Here is a 23,357-nt window from a genome sequence, read left to right on the forward strand (position 1 = left end):
CGTGATGAAAAAAATTACAGTTTTAGCCGGGGATGGAATTGGACCGGAAATTATGAATAGTGCCATTGCTGTGTTACAGGCAGCTGCACCCAAGTATGGTCAGGAATTTCAATTTGATGAACAACCTTTTGGCGGTGCTGGAATTGAAGTCAGTGGTAAAGGATTGCCGCAAAAAACATTAGTTGCCTGTCAAAATGCGGATGCAATTTTATTAGGGGCTATTGGTGGTATTGCAGGTTCACCTTGGGAAAAAGCCGAACAAACGCCTGAACAAGGACTGTTAGCTTTACGAAAAGCGTTAAATCTCTTTGCCAATATTCGGCCAATCAGTGTGCCAGATGCACTGCTACCCTTATCTCCCATTAAAGAAGCAATCGTAAAAGGGACAGATTTTATCGTGGTGAGGGAATTAACCAGTGGCATTTATTTTGGTGAACCAAGAGAGTTACAAGAACAAGCAGCTTTTGATACCTGCCGTTACACGCAAAAAGAAATTGCGCGAATTGCCCATAAAGCTTTTCAAATTGCACAAACTCGTAATAAAAAAGTAACGTCGGTGGATAAAGCCAATGTATTGGCTACAAGTAAATTATGGCGCAAAGTTGTGACGCAAGTAGCCAAACAATACCCTGATTGTACATTGGAACATCAGCTGGTTGATTCCTGTGCGATGCGTATCGTGCAACAGCCCACAGAATTTGATGTGATTGTCACAGAAAATTTATTTGGTGATATTTTAAGCGATGAAGCCTCTGTTTTACCGGGAACATTAGGTGTTTTGCCAAGTGCTAGTCATAGTGAAAACGGTGTGTCATTATATGAACCCATTCACGGTTCAGCCCCAGATATTGCCGGAAAAAATATTGCCAATCCTGCTTCAATGATTTTATCAGCGGCTTTAATGTTACGACAAAGTTTTAGTGAAGAAAAAATGGCGCAAGCAATTGAAACAGCCGTTTTTGCGGTTATGGATGAAGGTGTCATTACGGCTGATTTAGGCGGTAGTGCAAAGACGACGGAATTTACAACAGCTGTCATAAATAAAATTCAAGCATAAACAGTTTATGGATTAAAGGAAGAAAAACATATGTGCATAAGAGGGGAGTAAAAAGATGGGAAAAACACTTTTTGATAAGATTTGGGAACGTCACGTCATTAAAGGAGAAGCAGGAGGCGCCCAATTATTATATGTAGATCTGCAGCTAATCCATGAAGTTACTTCACCGCAAGCTTTTGAAGGCTTGCGACAAGCTAAGCGTAAAGTTCGCTGTCCCAAGCGAGTTTTTGCCACGATGGATCATAATGTCCCAACGGTGGATATTCATAATATCACGGACTTGATTGCAAAAAAGCAAATCGATACCTTACGCCAAAATTGTCAGGAATTTGGGATTGAGCTTTGTGATAATGGTTCAGAAAATCAAGGAATTGTTCACATGGTAGGACCAGAGATGGGGTTGACACAACCAGGTAAAGTCATTGTTTGTGGCGATTCCCACACGGCTACTCATGGTGCTTTTGGCGCAATTGCCTTTGGGATTGGCACAAGTGAGGTGGAACATGTTTTTGCAACGCAAACAATTTGGCAGAAAAAACCAAAACGCATGGGTATTAAAGTAACAGGGAAATTACAACCAGGAGTTTATGCTAAAGATATTATTTTAGCTTTGATTGCTAAATACGGTACGGATTTTGGTGTTGGCTATGCGGCAGAGTTTTTCGGAGATACAATTACGAATTTATCAATGGAAGAGCGGATGACTATTTGTAATATGGCAATTGAAGGTGGTGCTAAAATGGGGATGATGGCCCCAGATCAAAAGACATTTGATTATGTTGCAAAACGTAAATATGCACCTAGAAATATGGACGCAGCTATAGCCGATTGGCAGACGCTTTATACAGATGAAGATGCCCAATTTGATACGTTATTAGAATTGGATGCCAAAAATTTAGCACCTTATATTACCTGGGGGACAAATCCGGAGATGGGGGTTTCTTTTGAAGAGAACTTTCCTGCAATCAAAGATCATAATGATGCATTAGCTTATGAATATATGGATTTAAAGCCTGGTCAAACACCCAATGATATTCCAATTGAATATGTTTTTATTGGTTCTTGTACTAACGGCCGACTTTCAGATTTACAAGAAGCCGCTAAAATTATTGCAGGCAAAAAAATTAAAGTCGGTGTCACAGGCATTGTTGTACCAGGTTCACGACCAGTAAAAAAGGCCGCTGAAAAGTTAGGGCTAGATGAAGTTTTCAAAGCTGCAGGATTTGAATGGCGAGAACCCGGCTGTTCCATGTGTTTGGGGATGAATCCAGATAAAGTTCCTGAGTTTGTCCACTGTGCCTCTACTTCTAATCGCAACTTTGTGGGCCGTCAAGGGAAAAATTCCCGCACGCATCTATGTAGTCCGGCTATGGCGGCTGCCGCTGCGCTAAATGGAACTTTTGTCGATGTACGAAAAATCGTGAAAGGAGCTGCATGTTAATGGAGGCATTTAAAGTCTATACGGGAATGACAGTTCCTTTTATGAATGATAACGTGGATACCGACCAAATTATTCCAAAAACGTATTTGAAACGTGTAGATAAAAAAGGTTTTGGTGAATTTCTTTTTGATGATTGGCGCTATTTGTCAGATCGTAGGCCCAATCCTGAATTTGTGTTAAACTTTCCAGAGTATCAAAAGGCTACGATTTTAGTTTCAGGCGATAATTTTGGTTCTGGTTCTTCGCGAGAACACGCGGCTTGGGCTTTAATGGATTATGGCTTTAAAGCAGTTATTGCTGGCAGTTTTAGTGACATTTTTTATATGAATGCGACTAAAAATGGCCTGTTGCCGATTGCTTTAGACAAAGTAGCACGAGAAAAATTAGCAGCTGTATCACCGACCGCTAAAATTACGATCGATTTACCAAACCAAGTTGTCAAAACAAAAGAGGATACATTTTCATTTGCTATTGATGAAACGTGGAAAAATAAATTGGTGAATGGCTTAGATGAAATTGGGATTACCTTGCAAGCAGAAGAATTGATTAGCCAATATGAAAATGAAGGTGTACCCATCTATTGGCGTTAAATAAAAAAGCTTTCTGTCAGTCTCTGGGATGAAATCACTAAAAAATTAAAGTAAGAGCTTAATTTTTTAGTGATTTCATCTACAGGTACATTTACAGACGGCTTTTTTTGTCTCACTTTATGAATCACTACGGCCATAAGCAGAAATTTTCAAAAATAAAAAGTCATTCTAGCAAATTTTGTTATATAGCTTGGGACAAAAAGGTTCCTTCAGCTTTTTGAAGCAACTTTCTGCGATATTAAGCCAAACTTTCAAGAAAATTGAAAAGCAATTATTGAAATTATGTCTTATTGTTTAAAAGAAAAACGAGTTTTAAAAAGCCAAGTTTAGTTGATTTAAAAAGTGCATGAGTTGATGGTAGTCAATTTCGGGATTGCGGCTTTTAATATTTTGATAAACTTTTTTTGAAATATTAGGTAATTGGGATTTAATTTCTCGCCCTTTTTGGGTTAAATCAATTTTTAGAATTCGCTCATCTTCAGGAGAACGGCTACGATTTAGTAGTCCTTGATTCTCCATTTTTTTTAAAAGTGGGCTTAAAGTGCCCGAATCTAGGAATAATTTTTCACCTAAACATTTTACGCTCATATCATCTTCAATCGCCAATAAAGCGATAAAACTTGTATAAGTCAAATCCAATTCTGCTAGAAAAGGTTTATATAACCGAATTATTTCTTTTGAGGCAACATACAGTTGAAAACATAATTCTTTTGTTAAAAAATCTTCCGCCAATTTTTTCACGTCCTTTTAATTTCTTTTAGTCTAAGCAGAATCTAAATTTTTGTCAAACGCAATTAAATTGTATACAATTTAATTTGTAAATAAGAAAGAAGGAATTGACATGAAAAAAGTTTATGCAACTAAGATGATTAATACCGGTGGTCGTACAGGAGAAGTTCACTCACCTGATCATGCTTTTACCATGAATATTTTGCCTCCTGGCAGCAAAGAAAAAGGCGCAACAAATCCCGAACAACTTTTTGCAGCAGGTTACAGTGCTTGTTTTAACAGTGCACTTTCTTATATTAAAGAACAAGCGAGCTTTACCGGTGAATCTACGATTGAAGTAACCGTTTCTTTATATAATTTGAGTCAATCGGAATTACCTGACGTGCAATTAGGTGTTGAAATTGCCGGACATATCGACGGTGCGACGAATGAAGAAACAATGGAATTATTACAAGAAGCGCATAAAGTTTGCCCGTATTCTCGTGCTACCAAAGGAAATATCGCAGTAACTATTAATGCTTATTAAGTAAGGGGGTAAAAGAATGGAAACTCGTGCAATTGTCATTAATCAGTATGGTGGTAGTGAAGGTTTACAAGAAGAAAATGTGAAGCTGCCCGCTTTAAAAGAAGATCAAGTTTTAGTTCAAGTTCAAGCGACCTCAATTAATCCAATTGATTGGAAATTGCGGGAAGGTTATTTGCAACAGATGTTTGATTGGGAATTTCCCATTATTCTTGGCTGGGATGTAGCTGGAATAATTAGCGCAGTTGGTGAAAATGTCACAGACTGGCAAATCGGTGATCGTGTTTTTGCTCGACCGGCGACTACGCGTTTTGGAACTTATGCCGATTATGCGATTGTGGATACAAATCTTTTGGCTAAAATACCCGCTAATATTTCCTTTGAAGCTGCTGCTGCCACACCTCTGGCGGCTTTGACAGCTTATCAAGGATTATTCAATCATGGTCATTTGCAAAAAGGTGAAAAAGTTTTGATTCATGCTGGTGCCGGTGGTGTCGGAACTTATGCAATTCAATTAGCAAAAGCACAAGGAGCTGAGGTATTTACAACTGCTAGCAAAAAAAATCATGAACTGCTTTATCGCCTTGGCGCAGACAAAGTAATTGATTATCATGAAGAAAATTTTGCGGAAGCTTTTTCTGATTTAGATTTGGTATTAGATACAATGGGAGGAAAAATTCAAGAAGACAGTGTCCAAGTGCTCAAAAATGGTGGTCGCTTAGTCACAGTCTTAGGTATCAGTAATCCGGATTTAATGACAGCTAAAAATATTTTTGCACAGGCTATTTGGTTAGAACCAAATGGTAAAGAGTTAGCGCAATTAGCCAATAGGATGCAGGCAGGTCAGTTAGAAAGTGTTATTGGTGCGCAATTTCCGCTAACGGCTGCAGGGGTGAAATCAGCCCATGAATTAAGTGCTACCCATCATGCGGTGGGCAAAATTGTTTTAATCAATAATTAAAAAAATATAGATAAATAAAAGTACAGCTTTAAACAACACAAAAAATACAGCAGAAATTATAGGTATAATTTTTGCTGTATTTTTTGTGTTGTTTAAACTTTTTCTACGCGTAGCTTGAGGCTTAGGGGCGATTTTGTTGGCGCCATTTTAAAGGCGTTTGTCCCTTAATTTTTTTAAAAGAGCGGATAAAATAGCTAGGCTCCAGGTAGCCGAGTTCTTCACTAACATCGCTGATTGATAAATCAGTATCTTTTAACAACTCTTCGGCCCAATAGATTTTTAGCTTACTGTAAATCTGGCTAAAAGGCTCACCAAATTCTTCTTTCAAAAGACGGCTTAAATAACTAGGGCTCAAATTCACCAACTGTGCTAGTGTTGGCAGATCCACATGATTGCTTTTATTAGCGAAGACGGCATCGACAGCTGGTTGCAAAATTTTGTTTTTAGCTTGATAAATGCCACTGTTGGTATTTAAGCGTTTTTCTAAGACTGATTGGCGAATATCCTCTTGAATAAAGGTCAAATCAACCGGTTCTTCATCTTTTATGACAGCTAAATTTGTAGTGCGCTTTGTTAGACGAAGTGTTTGTTGATAGGCTTTGATTAAGTAATCTTTTTTGATGGCTTCGGTGACAATATATTCACTTAATTGTTCTAACATATTGGCTGCATGATTTAAATCGGCCATACTAAAACGCGGATAGGCGTTAATTAAATCCTGATGTTCAGCTTTAAAGGCGGCGACATCAGCGCGGGTATCCAAGTTTAAAATCTGTTCTAATTCTTCTTGTTGTTCGTCTAATAAAATTTCCCCTGCCATAATAGCACCGACGTAATTATTGTCCACCAGAATAGGAATGGCTAAATCAACAATATTAAAATGACAGCGGTAAATGAAAGGTTCACCGGTGCGCACAGCTTCTAAACCGCCGCGGGCATCACATTTTTCACAAAATTGTGCTAATTGTGGGTGGTGACGGGCTAAGTTACAAAAGGGTTTCACTTGGCTGTGCTTTGTAATGGGTTTGCCTTTGTAATCAACTAAAATAATTGCTAAGTGGGTAGCGACAGCAATACTTTCTTGTAGGCGCTCCCATTTTTCTAAATCCAAAACTTTTTCAATTTCAAAATGGGTACTCATAATTGGGCCCTCCGTAGTTTTATTATAGAACTTTTTGGTTTAATGACAAATAATTGCTATTTCACAAAAAAGTTCTATCTAAATTTATAAGAAAGCGCTATCAAAGTATCGTGTTAATTGTAATGGAAGCGGTTATTATTGTGGCGTAGAGAAAAAGAGATAGTTAATTTTTACTATCTTTAATTTTCGATTTATAAAAAATCGACCCACCACAAATGAGGAGGAATTTACTATGAGAAAAGCATTAATCTTACCAACAAAGTATGTCCAAGGAGAAAATGAATTACTAAATTTAGGTTATTTTGTTCAAACATTTGGCAAATCAGCTTTACTAATCGCAAATCCAGAAGATGTCAAACGCGTGAAACCGCAATTAGATGCGACTGCCAAAAAATTTAATATCACCTTTATTGAAGGTGGTTTTAATGGTGAAGTTACTCGCGCAGAAACCAAACGCTTGCAAGCTGTAGCAAAAGAAAATCATACTGATGCCATCGTTGGTTTAGGTGGTGGTAAGGCTATTGATGCTTCAAAAGTAGTCGCAGAAGGCGAACATTTAATTATTGTACCAACAATCGCGGCAACGGATGCACCAACTTCACATTCTGCTGTTTTATACCATGAGGATGGTTCTTTTGATGATTATGCATACTTTAAACAAAGTCCAAGTGTCGTTTTGGTAGATACAACTGTCATCGCCAAAGCACCAACCCGCTTTTTAGTTGCTGGTATGGGAGATGCTTTGTCCACTTATTTTGAAGCAAGAGCCACGCATAACTCTTATTCACGGGTAAATGCGAGCTTACCAATGGGCTCAAGAGAAGGTTTAACACCTAATGCGTCTGGAACGTATGCGGCTTTAGCGATGGCTAAATTATGCTGGACTCATTTGCAAGAAGATGGTTTAAAAGCCAAAATTGCAGCGGATAGTAATTTAGTAACAGAAGCTTTAAATAAAATCGTTGAAACCAACATCTTGCTTTCAGGACTTGGTTTTGAAAGCGGTGGTTTAGCAGCAGCACACGCCATTCATAATGGGATGACGGTTTTACCAGGTGCCCATGGCTACTTGCACGGTGAAAAAGTGGCTTTTGCAACAATTGTTCAATTGGTCTTAGAAGATGCGAACAAAGAAGAATTAGAAGCAGTCATGGATTTTAGTGCTTCTGTTGGTTTGCCATTAACATTGGCTGATTTGGGAGTTGAAACGATTTCCTTTGATGAAGCCATGGCAGTTGCTGAAATTGCTTGTATTCCAGAAGAGTCCATTCATTCAATGCCGTTTCCAATTGTGGTAGAAGAAGTGGCCAATGCGTTAATTGTCGCAGATAAAATTGGTCAAAATTATAAAGAGCGACACGACTTAGCATAGATTTTTATTGACGAAGGAGTAGGTTATCCATGAAAAAAAGTATCTTTTTAGTTTCCCATAGTAAAGAAATTACAGACGGTATTAAAGCTATGGTAGAACAAATGGCTCAAAAAGAAGAAGTAGCTATCTTTTCTTTAGGCGGCACAGCTGAAGGGCAATTGGGCAGTGATCCAACCAAAATTATGGCTGCCGTAGAAGCATCACAAGATGCCGCCGTCTACCTTGTTTTTGCCGATTTAGGCAGTGCGGTGTTAAGCGCTGAATTGGCCTTTGATTTGTTAGCTGAAAATGACCAGAAAAAATATCGCTTAGTGGACGCTCCCTTAGTTGAAGGTGCCTTTGCAGCAGCAATTACTGCCGGCATTACAGATGATGTTGAACAAATCATGACAGAAGCAAAACAAGCAGGCAAAAAAGGATGGTAAAAAGATGAAGAAGATTATTAATGAACCGGGTATGATTGTGGATGAAATGTTGCAAGGTTTAGTCAAAAGCTATCCTGAATCAATTCACCAAGTGGCTGACTCGCGTGTTGTGGCAAAAAATGAAACCAAAAAACAAGTTGGTCTAGTATCTGGTGGTGGAAGTGGTCACGAGCCAGCCCATGCTGGCTTTGTAGGGGAAGGGATGTTAAGTGCGGCCGTTTTAGGCGATGTCTTTACTTCTCCAACCCCTGATCAAATTGAAATCGCTATAAATGAAGTAGATTACGGAGCAGGTGTTTTATTAATTGTAAAAAATTACACCGGCGATATTTTAAATTTTGAAATGGCGAAGGATCTGGCAGCATTAAATGAAATTCCAGTGGAGATGGTCGTAGTTGATGATGATGTCGCAGTTGAAAATAGTACGTATACAGCCGGAAAACGTGGCGTAGCAGGAACTATTTTAGTGCACAAAATTTTGGGTGATGCAGCCAGAAGTGGTCTAAGTTTAAGCGAATTAAAAACGCTGGGGGAAAAAGTTGTCGCTGAAATTAAAACCATTGGGGTGGCCTTAGCTGCGGCAACCGTACCGGAAGTTGGAAAACCTGGCTTTACTTTAGCAGAAGATGAAATTGAATTTGGTGTTGGTATCCATGGTGAACCCGGCTACCGTCGGGAAAAGATGCAGACTTCAAAAGAGATGGCCCAAGAATTAGTTAGTAAAATTTTGTCACAATATGAACAAAAACCTGTTGAAGTTGGGGTGTTGGTGAATGGTATGGGCGCAACGCCGCTAATGGAACAATTTGTCTTCATGAATGATGTCTTAAATGAATTAAGCAGTCAAGGTATTGCAGTTACTTTTCACAAAGTGGGCAATTATATGACTTCCATTGACATGGAAGGACTTTCTTTAACCTTGATTAATTTGAGCGAGAAAACTTGGTTAAGTGCGCTAAACAGTCAAGTAGACACAATTTCTTGGTAAAAGTTGGCAAAGAAAGGACAAAAAAGATAATGGAAATAACCGTAAAAGAATTGCAAGCATGGTTGGCAGATTTTGCAGCTGAAATAAAAGCCAAAAAAGATTATTTAAGTGAGCTAGACACGCCGATTGGTGACGGAGATCATGGAAATAATATGGCTCGCGGAATGAAGGCCTATGAAGAAAGTTTGGCACAACAAAAACCTGCGACAATTAGTGATACATTTAAAGTATTGGCAATGGCCTTAATTTCAAAAGTTGGGGGCGCTTCTGGTCCCCTCTATGGCTCAGCTTTTATGAATTTAACCAAAGAAACGAAAGATATTACAGAAATCACCAGTCAGGTCCAATTAGGAAATTTAATGGCACAAGGCTTAAATGGTATTCAATTACGGGGAAAAGCTGAAGTTGGCGATAAAACGATGGTCGATGTCTGGTCACCAGTGGTAGCCGCGTTAAAAGAAGAAAATTTAACGGTTGAAAAAATTACAGCTGCTAAAGAAGCTACAAAAGATCTAGTGGCCAAAAAAGGCAGAGCTTCTTATTTAGGCGAGCGGGCAGTAGGCCATATCGATCCTGGAGCAGCCTCAAGTGCCTTGTTATTTACCACTCTTTTAACATATATTTAAAAGCGTAACGAATAAATAGCATTTTAAGAAGGGAAAAAAATGAAAACAAATTTTGATTTTATGATGCCCAGTGTCAATTTTTTTGGTCCAGGAGTAATTAAAAAAATTGGCGAACGAGCAAAAATATTAAATATGAAAAAAGTCTTAATTGTGACAGATAGTTTTTTGCGTCAAATGGAAAATGGTCCGGTCAAACAAACAGAAGCAAGTTTATCTGATGCTGGTGTGGCTTATGCAATTTTTGATGAAGTAGAACCGAATCCCAAAATTCGCAACGTGAAGGCTGGGGCAGCATTGTATCAATCTGAAAATTGCGATGCCATTATAACCGTGGGCGGTGGTTCTGCTCATGATTGTGGCAAAGGGATTGGAATTGTTTTGACCAATGGTACTGACGTGACAAAATTGGCAGGAATTGAAACGCTAGATAAACCATTACCTCCACTAATGGCAGTTAACACGACGGCAGGTACTGCTTCTGAAATTACCCGGCACGCAGTCTTGACAAATGAAGCGACACATTTGAAATTTGTGGTAGTTTCATGGCGTAATGTACCGCTAGTTTCCTTTAATGATCCATTACTAATGTTAGAGGTTCCAACAAAATTAACCGCTGCAACTGGCATGGACGCATTGTGTCATTGTGTGGAGGCTTACGTTTCAGAAAATCACAATCCGATTACAGATGCGCAAGCAATTCAAGGAATGAAGTTAATTGGGCAATATTTACGACGTGCAGTGGCAAATGGTCACGATTTAGAGGCACGTACCAATATGGCCTATGCTTCGTTACTTGCGGGTATGGCATTTAACAACGCTGATTTAGGGTATGTTCACGCAATGGCGCATCAATTAGGTGGTCAATACGATGCGCCTCATGGTGTTTGTTGTGCTGTATTAATGCCTACTGTTGAACGTTGGAATATGATCGCTAGTCCAGAACGCTTTGCAGATATTGCTGTTTTTTTAGGTGAAAATATTGCAGGCTTGTCAAAAATGGCAGCTGCTGAGCGGGGAATTGCAGCATTAGAACGTATTTCAGAAGATGTCGGCATTCCTGCAAATATTAAATCCATAGGCGCAAATCCGGCTGACTTTTCTTTAATGGCAGAAAATGCTTTGAAAGATGGGAATGCTTTTTCAAATCCCCGTAAAGGGACAAAAGCCGATATCGTTTCACTGTTTGAAGCAGCCTATAATGCTTAACTAAAGGGATAACAGGCGGTATTAAAACCGTCTAAAATAATAGCACCTTTTTTTATTTAACTACTCCTACGCGTCGTTTGTTGACAAAAAGTGTCAACAAAAAGAGCTGTGACAATTGTTGTCACAGCTTTTTTTTGTTTGCTTAGAAAGTTTAGTGAAATATAAGAAATGTGACCACTAAGCGGACTATTTTAGTTTTAGTGCTAAAAATGATACGCTTACATTGAAAGAAAATTAAATAGTAGAGGAGTGGTGAAAATGGAGGAGAAAGAAAAACAATTAGCAGACTTGGCTAAAGAAGCAAAAAAAGATAAGACAATGGAAAAAATCGACGAAATGGAAAAAGAATTGCAACTGGATGATGACAATGAAGAAAAAGATGAAAAAGAAAGCAAAGGCCTTGAAAAGGTGTTAGAAGAGACCCCGTTACCTGGCGCCAATTTTCGTGGCCCCAACCAGACCTTTTAGGCAATTAAAAGTATAGGTGTAAAATCGTAAAAGATAATACAGGCTCAAATAAAAGCCAGTTTCTTGAAATGTAGTACTTCTAAAAAGTTAGATTTTTAATCTGACTTTTGGAATTGCTGCAAAAGAAAATGGCTTTTTTTTTGCTTGGTAACAAAAATTTATAAAAAGTTAGTCAAGTTTCTTTCTTGTTGACAAAGAATTTTAGATATAGTATATTATACGAGTTGAGAAATGAAAGCAGAAGCACCCGCTTCTCGCCTTAGTGAAGATATTGCTGGGCAGAATAGTTAGATCGCTTGTTTACAAGCTGATTTTGCGCGCGGGTTCGAATTCGAACTCGTTTTTTTATTGCTTTCTCTCTTCAAAAAACTTGGAGGTGAATGACCATAGCAAAGGATATGATGGTAAACGACGGCATTCGTGCACGTGAGTTGCGTTTGATCGACCAAAACGGTGAACAATTAGGTGTTAAAACTAAAGCAGAAGCATTGAGTATTGCAGAACAAGCCAATCTTGATGTCGTTTTAGTAGCTCCCGGTGCGAAACCACCAGTAGCGCGGATCATGGATTACGGGAAATATCGTTTTGAACAACAGAAAAAAGATCGTGAAGCTCGTAAGAAACAAAAAGTGATCAACATTAAAGAAGTTCGTTTAAGTCCGACAATTGATGTCAATGATTTCAATACAAAACTGCGTAATGCACGTAAGTTCCTAGAAAAAGGAGACAAAGTGAAAGCTTCGATCCGTTTTAGAGGTCGTGCCATTACCCACAAAGAAATTGGTCAGAAAGTCCTTGATCGCTTAGCTGAAGAAGTTGCGGATATCGCAGTTGTTGAGCAAAAAGCGAAGATGGACGGACGCAGCATGTTTCTAGTGGTTGCACCAAAACCTGAGAAATAAGCGTCAGTCAGTCAAAGTTCATGAAGAATTGATTTTGAGGAGGAAAATTAGTTATGCCAAAACAAAAAACACACCGCGGTTTAGCAAAACGCGTAAAACGTACCGGTAAAGGCGGATTAAAACGATTCCGCGCGTTTACAAGCCACCGTTTCCACGGCAAAACAAAAAAACAACGCCGTCAATTGCGTAAAGCAAGCATGGTGTCAGCTGGCGATTACAAACGTATCCGTCAACAATTAGCTCGTATGAAATAAGCTAATTGAACCCTTGCTTTACCATTTCAAAAATTCGAGATTTATTTTAGGAGGAATTAAACATGGCACGTGTTAAAGGTGGAACAGTAACTCGTAAACGTCGTAAAAAAGTGCTTAAATTAGCAAAAGGTTACTACGGTTCCAAACATACTTTATTTAAAACAGCAAAAGAACAAGTAATGAATTCATACAACTACGCATACCGCGATCGTCGTCAGAAAAAACGCGACTTCCGTAAATTGTGGATTGCACGTATCAACGCTGCAGCACGTATGAACAACTTGAGCTACTCAAAATTAATGCATGGCTTGAAATTGGCTGAAATCGACATCAACCGTAAGATGTTAGCTGACCTTGCTGTAAACGATGCAACTGCATTTACTGCATTAGCTGACCAAGCTAAAGAAGCTTTAGCTAAATAATAAAATTAAGACTCCTCGTTGTGAAATAGATCTCCTAAGTTAGAAAAACTAACTTAGTGAGGCATTTCTCTGAGGAGTCTTTTTTATTAACCTGATAGATTAACTGAGTAATCCGCAAGATGCGTACATACTATTTTCTTACCCATCTGACCTAGAAGAGCGACTTACTACTAGTAGTAAAAAAATGAAGATAATACTTACAGTAAGATAAACATGATGATAGCCTGCGATATGTTGGTTTTGTGCTAGAAAACTGCGCTGGTTAATGACACCTAAAATTGTTACTAGAAAACTTTGACCCAAGGTGCGGCAAAGTGTAATAAAGCCAGAAACACTACTTAAATTTTCTTGAGTCGCATAAGCTTGAGCGGAAATTACACTGACAGTAACCCCCGTGCCAATGAAAAAGCCAAGAAAACTTGATAGTAACAATAAAGCACTGTAACCAGTTGTATTGGGTAGGAAACTGAGAATTAAAAAGCCAGCCAGAGCACCCGCTAAGACAAGTTGCAGGAGCTTTTTTTGTTTATAACGTAAGAGTAATTTGCCTGAATAATAAGAACCAAGAATAAAAAAGATAGAGGATGGTAAAAGTGCAAGACCACCTAATGTAGTGGATAGATGTAATTCAGTTTGCACCCACAGCGGTAGATAAACTTGAAAGCCAATTAAAGCGCCATTAATTAGGAAGACACAAATTGTAAGTAAACGAAAATTACGAATCTGAATGGTTTGAATTGGGACAATCGGAACCGTTGTTTTCGTTTCTTGTCGATAAAAAAGAAAAAGTGTCAGCAATCCTAAAATTAAAAGCGCGCCCCCTATAAATATTTGGCTCGCCAACAACTGGATGCCACTTAAGGTAATCAGTAGACTGACAATAAGCGCACTATATTGCACAAAACTATTTTGAGAAGAAGGAGCATACATTTTTTCTTCTTGATAAAATAGTTGAACTAACGTTAAAACAATTAAGATAAAGGGAATATTAATAAAAAAGATCCAGTGCCAGCTAAGTTGACTTAAAATGACTCCACCCAGCAAAGGGGCAATAAGCGAGGCAATTCCCCAAGCTGAATTATTTAAGCCCATCACTTTTCCGCGGGTTGAAAGGTCAAATAACTCACCACTTAACGCAAAAGTCATCGGCATGATTCCACCTGCACCGATTCCTTGGATAACACGAGCTGTCAGTAAAAACCAACTAGAAGGGGCAAAGCCACATAAGGTTGTACCTAATAAAAAGAGTAATAAACCAGTTTGAAAAATTCTTTTTTTACCATAATTATCTGCCATTCCTCCAAAAATTGGCGTTGCCAAGGCGCTTGAAAAAAGATACGTTGAAAAAATGAGAGCAGTGAGATTGGGATTTCCCAAGTCATTGGTAATCGCTCTGGTGGCAGTTACTACAATCGTGGCTTCAATTGCAGTTATTAATGTAGCGATATAAATTGCGATAACCATCCATTTTGTCTTTGTTTGGTTCAATACCAATTCCTCCTGTAAAACAATTTATTTGACGAAGTTCATTATATGATTTATTATTTGCTTGCGCAAGTAAATAAAACTGCAAAAGGAAGTGCAGCCGATGGAGAACGATAAAAATGAAAGTGATAGTTTAAAACAATTAGCTAGTGTTAGTCGTCGCTATATTAAATTAGTAGATAATTATCTTGCTCCACATCAATTAAACTCCAGTTTATATTATTACATTTTAAAACTACATGACTATGGAGATTTGCCACAAGAAAAATTGGTTCAACTGACAGGGGTCAATGCGAGCAATGTCACACGGGCTATAAAAAAACTAATCGATAGCCAGTATTTAAAACGAAAAGAAAATCCCAATGACCGTAGAGGCTACGTTCTTTCGCTAACACAAGAAGGACAAGCGATATATCCTATTATTATTGAAGCATTACAACAAGCGAACACAGCGTTTTTTGCTCCTTTAAACACCGAGGAACAAAAATCGTTTATCGACTCACTTAATAAGTTAAGTGATTAGGTTGAAAGAATGACTACCATGAAAAATACAGAATTACTAAATAAAATTGTTACAATTCCAGATGACTATCAATTAGCAGAAGAACGGCATGAAACTCGTAATCGCCACAAGGTAACTATTTTGCGGTTTCAAAAAGATGGAGTTTTTGAAGAAAATGGCCCCCGGATTATTGCGGTTTTTTTGAAAGATACTTTAGTTAGTGTTAAAAATCTTGCGGTAGTTCCTGAAGGTAAATTACCGTCACCTGAGCGGGCACGCGCCATTGCCGAAGATATTTTTGCTAAAAGTAATCGCAGTTATGCAAGAGGATTATCATTTATTCGCATTGAGCACCAACAACGGGAGTTTATTGGAGATGATAAAAAAATTCATCAGTTTCCGGTTTTGTGGATTAAATTTGGTCATACCAATGGCAGCTACAATTGGGTGACATTAGCGGGAAATGGTCAATTAATTGAGATGGAGATTGATTCACGCTGGGATTATTTTCGTGGTCGTCGTAAAACTGAAATGTGGGATAATGACGATTGGGTGCTAGCCAGAGAAGGAAAAGGACCGCAATTAAATAGCCCAAATGCATTAGCTTAGATGAGGTGAGTAAGATGAATGAATTGCAATATGAAAACAACTTAGTGCTTTTAGGTCAGTTGCGCGATCAGCTCCAACGACTAGAAGAAACTGATTACATGACAGCTTACTATAAAGGCTATAGTGCTAGCGGTGCCACATTAGAAGAAATTAAAGCAGAATTGCAAATGCTGGAAGCGCAAATTCATAAGCTAGAAGAAGAACTAGATGATTTTGAATGGTAAGAAGAAGTATAAACAAATTAAAGTATAAGGATAACCAAGTGTAGTCTTGTGACAAAATAGGTCAACTAGAAAGTTTCTATACATTATTGGAATGTTAACTTTAGTTATTGCTAACGGGAAAAATTTTTTTGAATGAAGTTATCGCCATGTATATTAAGATAGCAGGAAGTAGCGAAAATTCTTTTACGAAGGTCGTAAGAGTGTTCTCGCTATTTTTTGTGTTAAAAATGTTAACTTTTGATTTTTGAAGCTTGAGGAAGAATTGGGTCTTTGAAGATTAAATTTTTGAAATGACAGTAATGTTAGTTTTTTGATAGTTAAATAAATGTCGCGGTTTTTTGATAAGGCCTATAATAAAAGTATAAATGAAAGGAATGAAAGAATATGAAAAAATTACTTATTGTTCTGGTTGCACTTTTAGGGATTGGCTTTGTAGGCCTAAAAGTAGCCGACTACTTTATCATGGGTGGCGAACAATATTATGTAAAAATCACAACCGATGGACAAAGAGAAGATGTCAAAGCGGATGCTGGTGAAAATGTCACACAATATAAATACTCTTTACCTGGTTATGATAAAGACGGTAATGAAAAACAAATGGACTTTAATGCATTTAAAGATCGTCCTTTAAGAAAGAATGCCTATTTAAAAATAACTTGGAATAAAAATAAAGGTGTCACTTCATATGAAGAAGTCACAAAATCTGAATTACCCAATGCGGCAAAAGAAAAATTAGATTAGGAGAAGTCATGGAAAATATAGTAGAAATCAAAAACGTCAAAAAAACTTATGGTTCAGGGAATCAGAAGAAAACAGAAGCATTAAAAGGAATCTCTTTTGATGTGGAAAAAGGTGAATTCGTTGGGATTATGGGGGCTTCTGGTTCTGGGAAATCCACGTTATTAAATATTTTATCAACGTTGGATAAACCAACCTCCGGCAAAGTTACCATCAATCAAAAAGATGTAACGAAATTAAAGGGAAACCAATTAGCAGATTTCAGAAGTGAAGAAATTGGCTTTATTTTCCAAGATTTCAATTTATTAGAAAATATGACAGCAGCAGAAAATATCGCAGTGCCCTTGTCATTACAAGGAGTAAAACCCAAAGAAATTAAACAGCGAGTGAAAAAAATTGCGGAACGATTGTCCATTACGCATATTTTAGATAGCTATCCTGCTGCCATTTCTGGCGGACAAAAACAACGGGTTGCTTCTGCACGGGCGTTGGTTACACAGCCAACAATTTTACTAGGGGATGAACCAACAGGTGCCCTTGATTCCAAAAGTGCGCGCGATTTATTGGATACGATGGAAGAATTAAATGAAAAAGATCGCGTTTCTATTTTATTAGTCACACATGATCCTTTTTCAGCAAGTTATTGTCAACGTATTTTATTTATTAAAGATGGTGTGATTCATCAAGAACTTAAACGAGACGAGCAGACGCGAGAAGAATTTTATCGTGAAATTTTAGCGCTTCTAGCTGAACAGTAAGGGGGAATTTAGATGCTTTGGAAATTATCTCTTACAGGTATTAAAGGAAAATTACGGGATTATTTAGTCCTATTTTCCGGTTTAGTAATGGCTTCGGCGATATTTTATATGTTTGAATCAATGGCAACCAACAAAGCCTTTTTAGAAAGTAACTCGATTATCTCATCTGTTGTAATGATTTTTCATCTCGGCTCTGTGTTATTGGCTATTATTACATTGGTCTATATTCTGTATGCTAATTCATTTTTGATGACAATGCGGCAAAAAGATTATGCCATGTTTATGATGTTGGGGGCAAAAGGACGTAAAATTGCACAGCTCATTTTTGTAGAAACACTGTTTATTGGTATCTTAGCAACAATTGTGGGTTCTGCAATTGGGGTTGGGTTGTCAGGTATTGTCAATCAGTTATTAACAAAACAATTAGATGTTCAAGTCCAACACTTTTCACCCTTTAATACAGAAGCTTTAATGATCACCTTTATCTTTTTCATTATTTTATTTTTAGTATCTGCGATAATTAACGCTGGTTCAATGATTAAAAAACCGATTTTAACTTTATTACGAGCTAGTGAAACACCAACCAAGAGTCAACGTAAAAATAGTTTATTATTTGTTGAAGCTCTTTGTGGGATTGCCTTTTTAGCAGTCGGTTACTGGATGATGACCCAAGCAAATGAAATAGGGTTACCAGCATTAGTAATCGCCTTAGTTACGATTATTTTGGGAACATACTTGGTTTTCCATGGTGTTTTGATTTTTATTTTGCAACTTTTAAAACGCTCTGACCGCTTAGTTTTAAAAAACTTGAATGGCTTTACCTTCTCCCAATTAAGTTTCCGTATCCAAGATTATACACGAATGTTGTCAATGGTAGCCATGCTATTTGCATTAGCTTTAGGGGCGTTAACCGTCGGATTAGGTTTTCGCAATGAGATTCCTAAAATGACCGCCCAAACCTCACCTTATGATTTGGTTTTAAATAATGCTCAAAATTCAAATCAAGAACAAGTAGAAGCATTGAAACCAACTGAAAATACAATTTACTTGCAAAAAGAAGATGATAAAACTGTTTATTATCTAAAAGATGAGTTTAATTCACACCCGCTGACTGCGGTAATTTATGAAAAAAATACAGCGAAAAAAGTGGAATATGACGGTAATACATTAGCTGCAGATGTGCAGGCTATGGATGGTTTACGCTCTTTAGAATTACCAAGTCAAAAAACCAAAGACCATCAAGTTATTGACCGTCAAAGTTTTGAGGCGCTCGATTTACCAGTAACACAATTACAAGTGGTGAATGTAAAGGACTTCATGACAGCATTGCCACAATTGAAAAAATTGACAGCAGAAAATGTAACGAATAACAAAGAATTGAGTGATCCTGCGGTGATGGGTGGTCTTGGGCAAAAAGTGGACGCCTACACAGCTTTTAATGGGATATTTTCTGGCTTTGAATTTATGGGCTTTTTCTTGGGTATTGCCTTTTTAACTATGCTGGCAAGTTGTTTAATGTTTAAAATCTTATCTGGAGCTAATAGTGACGTTCGACGTTATGCGATGTTAAATAAAATTGGTAGCCGTAAAGGTTCATTGAAAGCATCTTTACGCAAAGAAATTGGTATTTTGTTCCTTGTACCCGGTATTCTTGGTGTAGTACATGTGTTGTTTGGTTTACAAATGTTTACGACTTTATTAAGTGAACCCTATGGCGATATTGCACTTCCATTCACTATTTTCTTTGTCCTATATTTTCTATATTATGTACTCACGATTTGGTTATATAGTGGGATTGTTTTGAAGAAAATTAAATAACGAAATAAGAATAAAAATAAAAGAAAGACCTAACGAAAATTTTTTTAAAATTTCGTTAGGTCTTTTTTAAGGATAAAAATGAATCTTATTTTACTGATAAGAGTAAATTAGTATAGATATTTTTCATTTTAAATACTTTAATAAATTATTGAAAACTATCTCATAGCCTTTTGGTAAAAGATGCAAACCATCGAAGCTGAGTCCTTTTCGCAAATTTCCTTCACTATCGGTCAAGCCATTATTGGCATCAATAAAACCATAACCATAATTTTTAGCTAATACACCAATTTTTTCGCTTGTTTGTGCTAATAGTGGATTGGTGCGTTCATCAGAATAGCGACCACTTTTTCCCGTATGTGGATCAGTAAAGTCATCAACAGTATTAATGGGATAAAATTTCATTGTATATAATTTGCTTTGCGGCAAAGATGTTTGAACTTTGGTTAAAATAGTGGCGTAGTTAGCCGTTAGCCAATGTTTTCTTTTCTGAAATACCAAATCCAATATCATTTGAGCCGATATTAATAAATATTTTGGCAGGCTGTAAATCAGCGATTAATGTTTTAAAATGGATTAGTACATCGGCGGTGGTAGTCGCACGGATGCCACGATTATAGATGTGTAAGGGTAAGTTCAAATTTTCTTGTGTTTGTAATTTCTCCACTGGAAACATTTCCATCAAACTTGACCCTACAAAAACAATTTGATTTTTATCCGCAGTGCTATTTTCTGTGTCATATTGTTGCAATAACTGGTTTTGAAACCTAGCCAGTTGAGGATTTAAGCGTGTTAGGTTTTTAGTATCTTCCATCATGTTAAGACACCGACTTTCTAGTTAGCTTTTAAATTATCGTATTCTACACAGTGGAATACTGTCAAATGATTAAAATCTATTTCCGTCATTTATAAATCCTTTTTTTCCAAGAAATTTTTTTGTAATTAATGCCTAATAATAAGGTTAAACTTTTTTGCTAGGAAAATAAAAGACTAAAGGAACACTTTGAACGTTTCCTTTAGTCTTAATTTAAAAATACTAGATGCAAGAAGCTGACTAGAGATAAAATTGGCGATGAACTATCTTATTGGGTATTTTAGTTAGTCCTAAAATGTCCTCTTTAATACGGTCTTATAACATTTAGCTCGGTAAAAAGCCAGAGTTTATGCACCAGTCTTTCTACTTGTGTATTTAAAGTGGGAAAAAATAGTATACCGACTAGTAACATGACAACAACGCTGGAAATAAGGACAAAAGATAAATGTATTTTTTTGTGCATGATAATTACTCCCTTTGATTATTACTCAATTATAAGGAGTTTTCTAACAAATAAATAGGAACAATAGTGTAAGGAAAAAATATGTTAAAAGTCATGCTGCCCTTACGTTAAAAGGTCATAGATAGGAAACAGATGGGTGTACGTTTCCTCAATATATTGCATTGCTTTAGCTGGATTGTGCCACAAAGAGCTTTCTTTTTTTATCACGCGGCCAATTTGAAATTCAGCTTTTTTGACAGTATTTAAGCGAATTAGAGCACTTTTTAAGTTTTCAGGAGTTAATGGCAATAATTCTGGTTTCGTATGATCCAAACTAATCATACTATCTTTTGGTAGAGAATCAAAAATGGTTAGATTTTGCAGTAAAATTTCCGCCATTTCTTTTTGATTTTTTGGCTGATCAATAATGGATAACCATATAAAAATATATTCTGGCCAAATTCCTATTTGAAAGTGGGCGTTCATTTTATAGCCCCGTTTACCTTCACTCATAGCAGCCCATGTATTTTCAGGCGGATGGACTGTTCTTCTGCGATGTTGTGCAATATGCAGATAAAAAGGGCGGTTAAAATTTTGCGACAGCTTTTCGCAAATTGGTTGTCCAATAGTGGTGAAAATTGGTTGGATTTCACTGCGGATGGCGCTCATTCGATCATCTAAGCCATCAATAGTAAAGACGTCAAAACTAGATTCGTTAAACATTTCGTAACTCCTTTTTATAATGAATAAGTTAAAGATAGCATATTTTATTTTTAGAGGTAAATATCCTCTAAAAATATGGGAAAAAGGTGTTTCATTTTCCAAAAGTAATGTTACAATTACGTTACAAAAGAAATATTTTTGTAAATAAAAGTAAAGAAGTGTGATGAGAGTGAAAAAAGTGTTAGGATTTTTAACTTTAGTGACACTATTGACTGGACCAAATGTATATGCAGCAGAAACAGCTGCAAGTGTTATACCTACTTCTGAAGTGTTGGCAACGTCAAGTAGTGAAGAAAGTACGGCCACAACGACTACATCTTCTGCGATAACACCAGAGGATAACGCAATGACAACTGACACAACAATAGAAGCAGTGGAAGTTGGCGAAGCGATTAAAAACGGGATTGAAGAACAAACAGGGATCCCTGCGGCCGCAGACAATAAAACTGTGAATCAAAATGTATCAGAAATTAGAAATGAATTAGCCAGTGGGCAATATAATATCTCAGCTGAACAGCTGGGAAGCTATACAGATGAGCAATTAGACAACGCTTTACAAATATTTACGCGGGTAAATCAAGACTTTTATGGAATGGACTTGGGGGCTTATGTTCGTTTGTTGACTGCTTTATATCAAGATAAAACAGTGGACGTTACAGCTGCAAAATCAGCACTAAGTTTTGATCCTACCAGTCTTTCTTTAGCGGAATTAAAGACACAAGTAACAGCATTGCAAAACTATTTGCGAAATCTTTATCCGACAAACAGCAGTTTTATTCCAATTCGCCAATTAAGTAATGATGAATTGGTAGCCATTTTAAATTTTGTCACCCCTTTACAAGAAAAGATGCTTACAGAAGAAGGCCGCTTTTTTCCAGGGATTGTGGCTTGGATTGCGCGTTATGCTTCAGAAGGTATTCCTCAAGCTAGAGGGAATTTGACAAAACCAGTCGTGGCAAGCACAACTGAAACAACAAATAATTCTTCCAATCAAGATCCAAGCTCTAAGGAAACAGGGACTATGAAAACCACGGACAGTACCAAAGCAGCTACCGGAATACTTCCTAAAATGGGGGATAATCCGATGTTTTATCTCTCTTTGATTGGTCTTCTGGTTATAATAGTAGTGACATTTATATTTTATCGCCGTAAAAAGAAATAAGTAATAAAAGATCCTTGTGAGATGGACTGAAATGCAGCACACAGTTCAAAATCACAAGGATATTTTTTATCGGGAAAACAGGATTTGAACCTGCGACCCCTTACTCCCGAAGCAAGTGCTCTACCAAGCTGAGCTATTTCCCGTCAACGTTTCTTACGTTACTGCTAAAAAATGATTTTTGCAAAAGAAAGGCTTAAATAAATTTGTAAAAAAATTACCTCATGACAGTAACACATTCATCGGGTATACTAGTTGAAAACTATTTTAGGAGGCTTTTATGGATTTTGCTAATCAAGATTTTTCATATTACGAACGCACGATTGCGCTGATGTATCGTAAATTTTTTATGAAGCGCATTGTTCTAACGGTTATAGCGTTATTAATTATCGTTATTTATAGTTTTATTTTTAAAGATCATCTTATTGTGAATAGCGTTATTATTGTTCTACTTTTAGGCTTGGTTATGCTGCTTTTTAAAAAGCTGCAGGAATTTCCTGAAGTTTACGCGAATTTTTTATCTCAAAATGAGCCAGACGCGCAAATTATTCAAATCGAAGAAGCGGAATACACGTATAATGTAAAAAAAGATAATGTCTTTCTCGTAGCAATTAATAAAAAAGGGGCCCGTAATTTACCGGCTAATAACAAACAATATACTTTACTAGTGGGCTTTGCCAAAAACTTTTTTACCATGCAACCACTCGCAATTTACTATTACGATATGCTGGAGCTGACTTATGAGGAGAAGTTTCGCCTAAAACGCAACGGTTACAGTAATGTTCCCCGTTTTTTGCGCCGTTTTACTTGGACTAATTTAAAAGCAACAGCCGGTAATGGCGTAAATTTTGTACTAGGGAACTTATTCTTTCTCCTTATTTTATATCGCTTGTTACGTTATTTATGGCGCTTTTTACAGATGTTGTTCTAATTGTTATTTAAAAAAATAGTTGTTGACAGCGATTTACCTACAATGGTAGATT

The 23,357-nt window shown here is 37.1% G+C and carries 28 protein-coding genes, 1 tRNA gene and 1 other annotated feature; of the genes, 22 read left to right on the top strand and 7 right to left on the bottom strand.

What is annotated here, in order from left to right:
- Positions 1 to 4: 4 nt before the first annotated feature.
- Genes leuB through leuD form a run of 3 tightly spaced genes read left to right on the top strand, consistent with a single transcriptional unit; the run spans position 5 to position 3,088 of the window.
- Complete coding sequence (gene leuB / locus RK01_RS13010; protein ID WP_016173748.1) at positions 5 to 1,057, top strand: 3-isopropylmalate dehydrogenase; 1,053 nt, start codon at positions 5 to 7, stop codon at positions 1,055 to 1,057.
- A 55-nt stretch (positions 1,058 to 1,112) separates the two neighbouring features.
- Complete coding sequence (gene leuC, locus RK01_RS13015) at positions 1,113 to 2,498, top strand: 3-isopropylmalate dehydratase large subunit (RefSeq protein WP_016173749.1); 1,386 nt, start codon at positions 1,113 to 1,115, stop codon at positions 2,496 to 2,498.
- Positions 2,498 to 3,088, top strand: coding sequence for a 3-isopropylmalate dehydratase small subunit (gene leuD, locus RK01_RS13020; protein ID WP_016173750.1), 591 nt, complete (start codon positions 2,498 to 2,500; stop codon positions 3,086 to 3,088). Before leuC ends, leuD begins: the two co-directional genes overlap by 1 nt.
- A 312-nt stretch (positions 3,089 to 3,400) precedes the next feature.
- Here the strand turns inward: leuD and RK01_RS13025 are convergent, their stop codons facing one another.
- Positions 3,401 to 3,820 (bottom strand): MarR family winged helix-turn-helix transcriptional regulator, encoded by a 420-nt coding sequence (locus RK01_RS13025; RefSeq protein ID WP_016173751.1) that lies wholly within the window; start codon positions 3,818 to 3,820, stop codon positions 3,401 to 3,403.
- A gap of 109 nt (positions 3,821 to 3,929) precedes the next feature.
- Between RK01_RS13025 and RK01_RS13030 the strand changes: the two genes are divergently transcribed.
- Both RK01_RS13030 and RK01_RS13035 read left to right on the top strand, forming a co-directional pair.
- Positions 3,930 to 4,343, top strand: coding sequence for an Ohr family peroxiredoxin (locus tag RK01_RS13030; RefSeq protein ID WP_016173752.1), 414 nt, complete (start codon positions 3,930 to 3,932; stop codon positions 4,341 to 4,343).
- A gap of 16 nt (positions 4,344 to 4,359) precedes the next feature.
- A complete protein-coding gene (locus tag RK01_RS13035) occupies positions 4,360 to 5,301 on the top strand; it encodes an NADP-dependent oxidoreductase (RefSeq protein ID WP_016173753.1) in 942 nt (313 codons plus the stop codon).
- 121 nt (positions 5,302 to 5,422) lie between these two features.
- Here RK01_RS13035 and RK01_RS13040 read toward each other — a convergent pair whose 3' ends face one another.
- On the bottom strand, positions 5,423 to 6,442 hold the full coding sequence (locus tag RK01_RS13040) for a PocR ligand-binding domain-containing protein (protein ID WP_016173754.1): 1,020 nt from the start codon (positions 6,440 to 6,442) through the stop codon (positions 5,423 to 5,425).
- A gap of 232 nt (positions 6,443 to 6,674) precedes the next feature.
- Here RK01_RS13040 and RK01_RS13045 point away from each other — a divergent pair, with 232 nt between their 5' ends.
- The 9 genes from RK01_RS13045 to rplT all read left to right on the top strand — a co-directional run bounded on the left by RK01_RS13045 (position 6,675) and on the right by rplT (position 13,105).
- Entirely contained in the window at positions 6,675 to 7,814 is a 1,140-nt protein-coding gene (locus RK01_RS13045) for a glycerol dehydrogenase (protein WP_016173755.1), read from the top strand.
- Positions 7,815 to 7,843: 29 nt separating this feature from the next.
- Positions 7,844 to 8,239, top strand: coding sequence for a dihydroxyacetone kinase phosphoryl donor subunit DhaM (gene dhaM, locus RK01_RS13050; protein WP_016173756.1), 396 nt, complete (start codon positions 7,844 to 7,846; stop codon positions 8,237 to 8,239).
- Between the two features lie 4 nt (positions 8,240 to 8,243).
- Entirely contained in the window at positions 8,244 to 9,227 is a 984-nt protein-coding gene (dhaK, locus tag RK01_RS13055; RefSeq protein WP_016173757.1) for a dihydroxyacetone kinase subunit DhaK, read from the top strand.
- Between the two features lie 29 nt (positions 9,228 to 9,256).
- On the top strand, positions 9,257 to 9,853 hold the full coding sequence (dhaL, locus tag RK01_RS13060) for a dihydroxyacetone kinase subunit DhaL (RefSeq protein WP_016173758.1): 597 nt from the start codon (positions 9,257 to 9,259) through the stop codon (positions 9,851 to 9,853).
- Between the two features lie 39 nt (positions 9,854 to 9,892).
- Positions 9,893 to 11,059, top strand: a complete 1,167-nt coding sequence (locus RK01_RS13065; protein ID WP_016173759.1) for an iron-containing alcohol dehydrogenase — start codon at positions 9,893 to 9,895, stop codon at positions 11,057 to 11,059.
- A 258-nt stretch (positions 11,060 to 11,317) separates the two neighbouring features.
- Entirely contained in the window at positions 11,318 to 11,527 is a 210-nt protein-coding gene (locus RK01_RS13070) for a hypothetical protein (protein ID WP_016173760.1), read from the top strand.
- Positions 11,528 to 11,756: 229 nt separating this feature from the next.
- Positions 11,757 to 11,882, top strand: a sequence feature (ribosomal protein L20 leader region).
- A 25-nt stretch (positions 11,883 to 11,907) separates the two neighbouring features.
- Positions 11,908 to 12,429: a translation initiation factor IF-3 gene (gene infC, locus RK01_RS13075; RefSeq protein ID WP_016173761.1), complete on the top strand. Its 522-nt coding sequence runs from the start codon at positions 11,908 to 11,910 to the stop codon at positions 12,427 to 12,429.
- 53 nt (positions 12,430 to 12,482) lie between these two features.
- Entirely contained in the window at positions 12,483 to 12,683 is a 201-nt protein-coding gene (rpmI, locus tag RK01_RS13080) for a 50S ribosomal protein L35 (protein WP_016173762.1), read from the top strand.
- A 62-nt stretch (positions 12,684 to 12,745) separates the two neighbouring features.
- Positions 12,746 to 13,105 (top strand): 50S ribosomal protein L20, encoded by a 360-nt coding sequence (gene rplT / locus RK01_RS13085; protein ID WP_016173763.1) that lies wholly within the window; start codon positions 12,746 to 12,748, stop codon positions 13,103 to 13,105.
- 138 nt (positions 13,106 to 13,243) lie between these two features.
- On the opposite strand, the gene RK01_RS13090 is transcribed toward rplT, so the two are convergent.
- Positions 13,244 to 14,593, bottom strand: coding sequence for an MFS transporter (locus RK01_RS13090; RefSeq protein WP_016173764.1), 1,350 nt, complete (start codon positions 14,591 to 14,593; stop codon positions 13,244 to 13,246).
- Positions 14,594 to 14,693: 100 nt separating this feature from the next.
- Here RK01_RS13090 and RK01_RS13095 point away from each other — a divergent pair, with 100 nt between their 5' ends.
- From RK01_RS13095 to RK01_RS13120, 6 genes are all read left to right on the top strand, one after another.
- Positions 14,694 to 15,113: a MarR family winged helix-turn-helix transcriptional regulator gene (locus RK01_RS13095; RefSeq protein ID WP_016173765.1), complete on the top strand. Its 420-nt coding sequence runs from the start codon at positions 14,694 to 14,696 to the stop codon at positions 15,111 to 15,113.
- Between the two features lie 9 nt (positions 15,114 to 15,122).
- Positions 15,123 to 15,701, top strand: a complete 579-nt coding sequence (locus tag RK01_RS13100) for a hypothetical protein (protein ID WP_016173766.1) — start codon at positions 15,123 to 15,125, stop codon at positions 15,699 to 15,701.
- A 14-nt stretch (positions 15,702 to 15,715) separates the two neighbouring features.
- Positions 15,716 to 15,925 (top strand): hypothetical protein, encoded by a 210-nt coding sequence (locus RK01_RS13105; RefSeq protein ID WP_016173767.1) that lies wholly within the window; start codon positions 15,716 to 15,718, stop codon positions 15,923 to 15,925.
- Positions 15,926 to 16,309: 384 nt separating this feature from the next.
- A complete protein-coding gene (locus RK01_RS13110) occupies positions 16,310 to 16,666 on the top strand; it encodes a YxeA family protein (RefSeq protein WP_016173768.1) in 357 nt (118 codons plus the stop codon).
- Between the two features lie 8 nt (positions 16,667 to 16,674).
- Positions 16,675 to 17,421, top strand: a complete 747-nt coding sequence (locus tag RK01_RS13115) for an ABC transporter ATP-binding protein (RefSeq protein ID WP_016173769.1) — start codon at positions 16,675 to 16,677, stop codon at positions 17,419 to 17,421.
- 12 nt (positions 17,422 to 17,433) lie between these two features.
- Positions 17,434 to 19,239 (top strand): FtsX-like permease family protein, encoded by a 1,806-nt coding sequence (locus RK01_RS13120; protein ID WP_016173770.1) that lies wholly within the window; start codon positions 17,434 to 17,436, stop codon positions 19,237 to 19,239.
- A 123-nt stretch (positions 19,240 to 19,362) separates the two neighbouring features.
- On the opposite strand, the gene RK01_RS13950 is transcribed toward RK01_RS13120, so the two are convergent.
- The 3 genes from RK01_RS13950 to RK01_RS13135 form a co-directional block, all read right to left on the bottom strand.
- Positions 19,363 to 19,737, bottom strand: a complete 375-nt coding sequence (locus RK01_RS13950) for a GDSL-type esterase/lipase family protein (RefSeq protein WP_244874972.1) — start codon at positions 19,735 to 19,737, stop codon at positions 19,363 to 19,365.
- The gene (locus RK01_RS13955) at positions 19,700 to 20,053 is read right to left on the bottom strand and encodes an SGNH/GDSL hydrolase family protein (protein WP_016173772.1); all 354 of its coding nucleotides are present in this window, start codon (positions 20,051 to 20,053) and stop codon (positions 19,700 to 19,702) included. Before RK01_RS13955 ends, RK01_RS13950 begins: the two co-directional genes overlap by 38 nt.
- Before the next feature lie 562 nt (positions 20,054 to 20,615).
- Positions 20,616 to 21,215: a DUF1054 domain-containing protein gene (locus RK01_RS13135; protein WP_016173773.1), complete on the bottom strand. Its 600-nt coding sequence runs from the start codon at positions 21,213 to 21,215 to the stop codon at positions 20,616 to 20,618.
- Positions 21,216 to 21,378: 163 nt separating this feature from the next.
- Here RK01_RS13135 and RK01_RS13140 point away from each other — a divergent pair, with 163 nt between their 5' ends.
- Positions 21,379 to 22,377 carry an LPXTG cell wall anchor domain-containing protein gene (locus RK01_RS13140; RefSeq protein WP_016173774.1) on the top strand — a complete coding sequence of 333 codons (999 nt, stop codon included), beginning with the start codon at positions 21,379 to 21,381 and terminating at the stop codon, positions 22,375 to 22,377.
- A 69-nt stretch (positions 22,378 to 22,446) separates the two neighbouring features.
- On the opposite strand, the gene RK01_RS13145 is transcribed toward RK01_RS13140, so the two are convergent.
- A tRNA-Pro gene (locus tag RK01_RS13145) sits at positions 22,447 to 22,520 on the bottom strand.
- 134 nt (positions 22,521 to 22,654) lie between these two features.
- Between RK01_RS13145 and RK01_RS13150 the strand changes: the two genes are divergently transcribed.
- The gene (locus RK01_RS13150; protein ID WP_016173775.1) at positions 22,655 to 23,305 is read left to right on the top strand and encodes a hypothetical protein; all 651 of its coding nucleotides are present in this window, start codon (positions 22,655 to 22,657) and stop codon (positions 23,303 to 23,305) included.
- Positions 23,306 to 23,357 lie beyond the last annotated feature (52 nt).

The sequence above is a fragment of the Enterococcus dispar ATCC 51266 genome (genome assembly GCF_000406945.1).
GTDB lineage: Bacteria > Bacillota > Bacilli > Lactobacillales > Enterococcaceae > Enterococcus_C > Enterococcus_C dispar.